3 protein-coding genes are annotated in these 5,960 nt (G+C 66.9%); all 3 read right to left on the bottom strand.

What is annotated here, in order from left to right; genetic code table 11:
- The coding region (locus AB4Y86_RS10040; RefSeq protein WP_441402094.1) for an AAA family ATPase at positions 1-2,423 on the bottom strand (2,423 nt) is incomplete at its 3' end.
- Positions 2,410-5,151 (bottom strand): LuxR C-terminal-related transcriptional regulator, encoded by a 2,742-nt coding sequence (locus AB4Y86_RS10035; RefSeq protein ID WP_441402093.1) that lies wholly within the window; start codon positions 5,149-5,151, stop codon positions 2,410-2,412. The genes AB4Y86_RS10040 and AB4Y86_RS10035, both read right to left, overlap by 14 nt.
- Before the next feature lie 159 nt (positions 5,152-5,310).
- Complete coding sequence (pth, locus tag AB4Y86_RS10030) at positions 5,311-5,898, bottom strand: aminoacyl-tRNA hydrolase (RefSeq protein WP_441402092.1); 588 nt, start codon at positions 5,896-5,898, stop codon at positions 5,311-5,313.
- Between the last annotated feature and the right edge of the window lie 62 nt (positions 5,899-5,960).

Here is a 5,960-nt window from a genome sequence, read left to right as displayed (position 1 = left end):
CGATAGGTCCGGGCGGCAGCGTCATACGCCTGGGCCGCGAAACCCCAGAGTTCGGTTTCCTCACAGGTCTTGGCCGCTTCCATCAGCTCCCCCGGCTGCTCCGTCCCGATCGCAGCAGCAAGACCGCAAATGGCCCCCGCCCTGCGCCCTTCGAGTTGAGGCTGCAGTTCGCGCAGCCGGGGTGCCGCGCCCATGTCCCCGAGCGCCAGCCGGAAGGCCAGCGCATCAAACTCCAAACCCGCGTCGTGGCGGCCGCCGTCGGGCCGCCCGAGCCGTTGCAGCTCCTCCGCGGCGCCGTCGTAGCTGCCCAGCCGGGCCTTGCCGTAGACCACGGCCATCGCGGCAAGGGCGCGCAGGTATCGGGAGACCGGCGGCCGCGCGGATTCATAGTCGGCCAGGAACTCCGCAGCCTTGTCCGTTATCGCCGCCTCGGAGGCCGCTGCGAAGGCCATCGCTGCGGTCAGGGAAAACAGTTGCTGCGGATCTGCGACGCGAAGGGCTTCGAGCGCAGCCCTTAGGGTTTTCTTGGCCTGGGCAGACTTCCCCTGGTAAAGCAGGACGATGCCGGTGGCCGCGTGGACTCCCCCGCCGAAGGAGATCAAGCTTGGTCGGGATCCCGCCACAAAGCCTTCCAGCAGCCCTTCCGCCGCTTTCCAGTCGCCTCCGTGAATCGCCGCGGTGACGGCGCGGACCACGAGGAAGTCGGAAAGGAAGTACAGTTCGTCAGGCCCGTCTCCGGCCGCCCCCAATGCAGCAGTGGCAGCAGCGTAGGCGCTGTCCGATTTTCCTTGGAGCAGCAACTGCTCGGCTTCCAGTGCCAGCCCGAAAGCTCGTTCGACGTTTCCCGGCGGCGGCCCGTCCCCGAATGGGCTGGCGGCGTCGCCGTCGGACGCGCCCAGGGCATCCGTGTCGCCGGCGAGGGCCAGGACCATGGTGCGGATCGTCCGGACCCGCTCCCTTGCCGCGGCAAGAATGCCTTCGGCCTCGCCCGGGTTGTCCTTGGCGAGCCGCTGCCCTGCGTGCAGCAGAGCTTCGGCGCGCCGCACGATATCGGCCGGGGATAGTCCCTGAGCGGACAGGACGGCGGCCCACAGCAGAGACCCCGCCAGCATGCTGGTCAGCGTGCGCCCTTGCGCGAAGTCCGCCTCGAGAATGTCCCGAGCGGCCGCATAGTTGGAGGTGTTGTAGTACGTCCGTGCTATCACCGAGCGCGCCGCTATCTGCAGTTCAGGGTCTTTGACCTGGGAGGCGGCTTTGCGGGCCAGTTCGTCTTCGAAGAGCCGGCTGGCGAGCACAGCGGCACGGAGCAACTGCCGGTCCCCGACTTCGACCCCGCATTCCAACGACCAGCTCACTTGCCGAAGGAGCCCCTCCGCCGAAACTGGTTCCCGGTCCATCAACAGCACCAGGCTCTGCCGGAGCTGGAGGCTTCGCGCGGGCGAAATCAGGGTCCGGAGAGTGTCGCCGTAGACCGAGTGCCAGAGCCGCAGTTCAGCCTGGGGTGCGTCCGAGACGCGGATCAGCTCCTCCTCGATGAGCTGCGCAACCACGGGGACGCTTACCAAGGCTTCCACCAGGTCTCTGGCCACCGGTTCGGCCAGCGCCACGAGGTTCAGTGCCTTTATTTCCTCCGCGGAGCGCCGGAGCAGCTGGCGGCGCACGACGTCGGTCAGGCGTTCGCCGTGGCTGTTAAGCTGGCGGGTGAGCAACCATACCCCGTTGCGCTGAAGCAGCGTACCGTCGCTCGCCGCGTCATCGACGAGACAGCTCAGCAACAGCGGGTTGCCCGCGGAGGCAGCCCAGAGCGTCTCGGCGACCGCGGGCAAGACCTGGGGGCCCAGCCGGACCTCCAGGATCTCGGTTGCTTGTTCCCGGGTGAGCGGGCGCAGATCATGCCGTTCCGCGATGCCCTCGAACCACAGCTGCAGGAGAGGCTCCGGCAGGCCCGGGCGGGCAGCCGCACCAACGAGCAGCTTAGCCCAGCCGGCGGCGGCGAGTTCCACCAGGACTGCCGCCGTGGCCTCATCCAGGTCGTGAGCGTCGTCGACTATCAGCAGGAGCGGCTTTTCCGTCAGCCGGCGTTGCCCTTCAAGGTATCCCCAGAAGGTCCGGAGCACGACCAGCTGGGACGTGGCATCCTGTGCGGGCAGGTCCACAATGAACGGCGCCAACACGCCGTAGGGCACTTGGCTCAGCGCCGGGCTGCCGTGAAGGCGGACGGCCGTCACCTGTCCGCGCAGCTGCGAGGCGATGGCCTCCATTAGCGTCGACTTGCCGATTCCGTGCTCGCCCAGCAACAGGACAGCGACGTGTGTGCCGCCCTGGAGCGCTGCCACCGCGGCGCCCAAGTCATCGGAGCGTCCCGTCATGCCACGGCGCTCCTCATCGGCGGGAGCCGCCGCACGGACCTTAGATGAGTCCAAGCAAATCACTCCGCGACGATACTCCGAACTTGGTGAACACCTGGTACAGGTGACCTTCAACCGTCCGGACCGAAATCCCAATCTCCAAGGCGATGTCCTTATTGGAGACTCCGCTGCCCGCCAGCGCAGCGATTTGCCGCTCCCGCTCCGTCAGCAGCGGCCCCTTGTTCTGCGGAACGATGGGCAGCGCAGGCATCGACGCTGACAAGGATTCGAGCATGTTGTGCGCGGCCGCGGCGATCCCCGCCAGGCCTGCGGCTCTGGCAAAGGTGACGGCGAGCGCGGCGCATCTGGCCTGCACGGCGTCGAGCTCCAGTTCAGCGGCGAGGTCGGCGGCTTCGAGCATGGTCACGGCGTCCTTCTTCCGGCTACCGACGGCTACGACCCGGGACAGTTCCGCGAGGGGGCCTTGCCGCCGCGCGGCGATCTCTTCCATGAACTGGAAGTCCTTGGCGGTGCCGTTGACGGTCGCGCCCAGCATGCAGATGCCGGCCAGGGTGTAGCGGCCCTCCCGGAAGTGCCGCTCAGCGGCGTGGACCAGCCGTTCCTTGGCCTGGGGATCCCCCAGCCACCGGGAAGCCATGTCCATGCAGAACTCGGCAGAGCTGCTGACCACGAAGCGCGCCGGACCGTCCGCGGACCGGGCGCGGTCCAGGTAGACGCTGGCCTGCACCGAGTTCCCCATCTGCGCGTAGGCAAAAGCCGTGGCCGCATAGGCCTGCCGCAAGGCGTGCAGGCTGGTCCGGACCTCGAGCTGGGCGATTGCGGCGAGGAGCGGGTCAAGAGCCAGATAGCCGCGTCCGGCATAGACGTACGCGAGTCCCACCGCAAGGTCGGTGGCGGCGCTGCCCGAGTGCAACCCGTGCCCGGCCCGGCCGCTCGCGTCCTTTAGCATGTCGATACTCTGGCGCCATTTGCCGCACAGCAGGAGGACGTTGAAGGAGCGCCAGGCGAAATTTTCGCGAATCCGCGGCACGTTGGACCACTCGCCCAGTTTTCCGGCCAGCTCGCGCATCAGCTGCCTGGCCTCGACTTCCTTGCCCGTCATGCACAGGGCTTCCATCAGGATAATCGAGGTCCGGAGCCGGTGGACCGGGTCGATGGCATCGGCATCGGCGCTGGCGGCAGCGGCACGGAGCCGATCCATCATCGGTACGTACTCRCCGATGAAGGAAAGGTAACTGAACTCGCAAAGATCAAGGCAGAGACCGGCGCGAGCCAGCGACCCCGCGTCGGAAGGCAGGTCGGCCTGCTGGAACTCTTCCAGCCGCAGCCTGGACCGTCGAAGGAGCTCGGGGACTTTTCCGCTGCGGTCCTCCAGCCAGGCCATGCAGTCGGCCTTGGCCGCGACCAGTTCGGCGAAGGGCTCCGGCGCGAGCCGGTCAATCTGTGCCTCGGAGATATCGTCGAGCGAGGACATGGCCTGGAGGGGCAGCCCCAGCTGCAGGTACGCGGCGGCCTTCTGCTGCTGTCCGGCCGGCCATTCGCTATCGCCGGGGCTGATGCCGCCGGCGCACTTGAGCGCGAACTTCGGGTCGAAAAGGCTGACGGCTGCCCGGGCGGCGGCCAGCGCATGGGCCGGGGCCAGCTCGGCGTGGCAGTCGTGCGTCCACGCGGCGTAGGCGAGCAAATCCTCCATACTGAGCTCTGCCAGCTCGTCTTCACGATGGCCCGGGACCTTGTCGCGCAGCTCCAACCGGCGCTCCACGCTGAGCCAGTTCCGGACGATGTCGCCCAGATAGCGGTCTCCGAGGGTCACGAAATGCCGGTCCGTGCGGTCGACCAGGATCTGTCCCGCTTCTTCCATGTCCGCGATGAGTCCCGGCCCGTACATTTTCGCGAGCCGGGACAGGGACATGCTCCGGGCGCAGGACAAGACTTCGATGGCTTCGCGGGCCTGCGGCGTTTCCCGCGCGTAGCGTGCCCTGACAATGTCTTCCAGCGCCGTCTTGCCGTCGAGGACCACCTCGTCGAGCAGGGTCCACACCGCGCCGGCCAGGACCAGGTTGCCGCGCTCGATCTGTTCCGAAACCACTGCTTGAAGCAGAGTGGGGCTGCCGCCAACCAGATCGTGCAACTGGGTTGCCAGGGCGGTCGAAACCCGGTGCCCGAGCGCGGCCTGGAGCACTTCGCGGGTCTCGAGCTCGGTCATGGCTGCGAGCCGCACTTCGGCCAGTTGACCGGACGTGATGAGCCAATAGAAGTCGGGGGGAAGGTCGGTGGTGCGCTGCGCGGTGGCTACGAGCCGGCCGGTGCCGGTCTGCAGCAAGTTGAGCAGGACCCCGGTGCTCTGTTCGTCAAGGGAACCGGCGTTGTCCAACAGGATGACGCACTGCCGTCCCGCGGCGTCGTTGCGGATCAGCGAAGTGATCCCGTGCAGGATCGCCGTGGGCGAGCCAAGCGAGCTCTGCGGGAGCCGGGCGAGCGTAAACGCGAGGCATCCATAAGGGGTCGAAGTGCCCGACCCTGAACTGCGGAGCTGGACTGTATAGACGTCCGGACCGAGGCTGGCGAGGGCGCTGCGTCCGACGAGCGACTTTCCCACCCCCCGGTCCCCGGTGATGACAACGCCCATGCCGCTGGGCGCAGCGAGGGCCTCACGGACCCGGTCAGCGTAGGCCCCGCGTGCCAGTCCAGCCCACGCGTGCCTGTTGACCGTCCCCGCGGCGTATCCGGCCGGTGCCGATGTAATTGGAACATCCCCCCAGCCCAGCGAATCCCTCGACATCTAGTTTCCTTTGCACCGCCATAGCGGCCGGCAAGCACACACCGACCGCCTAGACGTAGCGTAACTCTATCCCCCGACAAGAGAGTAGACAGATCATAACGGCAACGCGGGATGCTTGGAAAGGAAATCGAGGGGAAAGGACATCGAGTCCTCGAGCGGCTACAGGGCTTTAACGGGGTGGAACTTTTGCTGGGCGGCCTGGAGCCCGTCCCGGACGAGCGCTTCCACGGCGTCGGCTGCGGAGTCAATCAGGAACGGCAGTTCCTTCTTCTCCGGGCCGGCAAAGTCGCGCAGCACGAAGTCGGCGGTGTCCATCCGGCCCGGCGGCCGCCCGACCCCGACGCGCACACGGAGGTAGTCCTTTGTTGCCAGTGCCTTGGAAATGTCACGGAGCCCGTTGTGGCCGCCTTCGCCGCCGCCGATCTTGAGTTTGATGCTCATGAAAGGAATGTCGATCTCGTCGTGGACGGCAATGACCCGGGCCGGGTCAACGTCATAAAACTTCGCCAACGCCGAGACCGGACCGCCGGAAACATTCATGTAGCTGAGGGGTTTGGCCAACACCATCCGGGGGCCGCCGATGCCAAGCCTGCCTTCGAGGACCTGGGCCCGTGATTTGTGCGACTTGAAACCGCCGCCCAGTCGGGCTGCGAGTTCATCGAGCACCATCTGGCCCACATTATGCCGGTTGTGGGCGTACTCGGAGCCCGGATTGCCGAGGCCTACGATCAGCCACGTGTCAGTCATGGATCAGTCCTTCGTGTGGGGCCGTACGGCTCGAGCGGCTGGATGGGCAGGCTGTGCAGACG

This window comes from Arthrobacter sp. 2YAF22_2 (assembly GCF_052114645.1).
Classification (GTDB): Bacteria; Actinomycetota; Actinomycetes; order Actinomycetales; family Micrococcaceae; genus Arthrobacter.
The sequence above is the reverse complement of the archived record's forward strand: the minus strand, read 5'-3'. Positions and strand labels throughout refer to the sequence as shown.